A 1,823-nucleotide genomic window follows, 5' to 3' on the forward strand; every position below is an offset into this window, starting at 1 on the left:
TTGGCTGCAGTTGTTTATTTGAACCAGATGAAAGAAAGGAATAGGAGAATGCGTTAAGATCGAAGCTGATTCTGAAGATTTTCAGAAAACGAACACACCTTGAAAACAAAGCTGGGTGTGAGAACTTTAGCCCCTCACACCCACGTATCTCTTGCGGAGAATAAATGCTAAATGTATCAAATTCCAGTCTCGTACGCAAAGTATTTGTTACGATAAATGCTGATGGCAATACAGATATTAAGAACTCGAGTTTCCCACACCTAAAATGAAACTTAAAGCTCTAAATCTAAGGCATTGGCGAGAAAAAGAACTTAAATGATTGAGATCACAAAAATAGAAAAATATCGACAAATGTTTTAAAAGGCATTATAGATCAATATTTAGAGCCTTGTTTTTATGATAATGTTTATTTATCGAAAATTTAAACAAAATAAAAACAAGGCAAGTAAAATGATACAGAAAGACGACATCAAACATAAGGACTATTCTCATTTTTGAGACTTTTTTCACAAATTAAGATCTCTGGAATCATGAAGAAGCTGGGATTTTATAAGGAGAAGGGGATTCAGCCAGTATCTATGATGCTGCAGTTCCTTATGTCCCTGATGACAACCACATCAATACTCAAGTTCATGGCCAGAGGCGGAACTTCAAACAATGATGAAAGGTATTCCAGGAGTGTACTGTACCGTTTTCTCGGAAACCCTTCATACAACTGGCGCGCCTTGCAGATGAGCATTGCTATTATTTTGAGCAAAAAGATTTCTGCTCTGACCAAAAACAGGCGTAAGTGCCTGATTGTTGATGATTCTCTGTATGACCGAGGCAGAAGCAGGCACACCCAAATGCTGTCCAGAGTTTACGACTATGTCACTCAGAGCTACAGTTTAGGATTCCAGTACCTTAATTTATGCTGGACAGACGGAAATACAACGCTTCCCTGTGATTTTGCCATGGCTGGAGCAGCCAGACAAAAGGAATGTAAAAGGAAGAAAGACCGGAAACGTAAAAGCTCAAACCTGATTAACCCGGGGTTGATGAGATTGCCCGGCTGTCAGGAGGCCCCCCCCTCATGATTAACAAGATCTGCACGCATTCTTTGAATTACGCGGTTTTAAAGAATGAAAAGATTGTGACAAAAGACATTGTTAATCAGGCTGCCAATACCGAGATTCTGGAAATAATACTGAAGAAGCAGGAAGGCTGACATCTGGTCAGTACTTTAAAACATCAGTTCGCTACGCAGACGCCGGATTCAACTGCCGTCCAGGACTATCAGATTAAGACAGCTACATTTAACGGCTGTCAGAGATCTCAGGGGGACGGCATTTTAACCGGCTATTCGTTCCGGCATTTATGAAACAGGAACGTCAGACAATCCCGAAACATTCCGTCACGAAACATCAGTAACCAGTCCGTCTCCCCAATAAAGCACTCCTCCGGTATCGAACAAACGGTCTGACAACAAGGATCTGCAATTTGGCGGCTACAGCATACATCAAACTAAAAACAGCAGGTCCCCCCAATTAAGGTATCTGCCAGTATCGGAGAAATACCTGTCAATAGGGTTCTGCAATTTATTGGCAACAATACACGACAAGCCAAAAACAACTGGTATCGCCAATTCATCTGTCAGTCAACAACTCCAGTTCTTCAGCATACAGTGCCGACAAAGAAAGAACATGTAGTTGCGACAAAATTAAATCTGAAAAAACAAGAAAAATCTGGTGGAAATTTAGTGAGGTCGTGACCAGCTTTTGAGGTAATTCATGACTCCCTTTTCCGGTGAATCTTGATCGATGATTACGTCCGTTCCTGGAGAA

Annotated in this window: 3 protein-coding genes; 2 read left to right on the plus strand and 1 reads right to left on the minus strand. The window is 41.1% G+C overall.

The genetic code is table 11. The features are described from left to right. Positions 1–494: 494 nt before the first annotated feature. Together F557_RS0101675 and F557_RS23445 are read left to right on the plus strand one after the other, a co-directional pair. The gene (locus F557_RS0101675; RefSeq protein ID WP_157617720.1) at positions 495–1,076 is read left to right on the plus strand and encodes a transposase; all 582 of its coding nucleotides are present in this window, start codon (positions 495–497) and stop codon (positions 1,074–1,076) included. After that, positions 1,073–1,207, plus strand: a complete 135-nt coding sequence (locus F557_RS23445; protein WP_019000535.1) for a hypothetical protein — start codon at positions 1,073–1,075, stop codon at positions 1,205–1,207. The genes F557_RS0101675 and F557_RS23445 overlap by 4 nt, the downstream gene beginning before the upstream one ends. Positions 1,208–1,625: 418 nt before the next feature. Here F557_RS23445 and F557_RS22885 read toward each other — a convergent pair. After that, positions 1,626–1,823, minus strand: a 198-nt coding sequence (locus F557_RS22885; RefSeq protein ID WP_211209507.1) for a hypothetical protein, incomplete at its 5' end; no start/stop codon positions are given.

The organism is Succinimonas amylolytica DSM 2873, from assembly GCF_000378405.1.
GTDB lineage: Bacteria > Pseudomonadota > Gammaproteobacteria > Enterobacterales > Succinivibrionaceae > Succinimonas > Succinimonas amylolytica.

Coding starts and splice junctions, on each gene's coding strand:
- F557_RS23445 (WP_019000535.1), top strand. CDS start 1,073: ATGATTAACAAGATCTGCACGCATTCTTTGAATTACGCGGTTTTAAAG.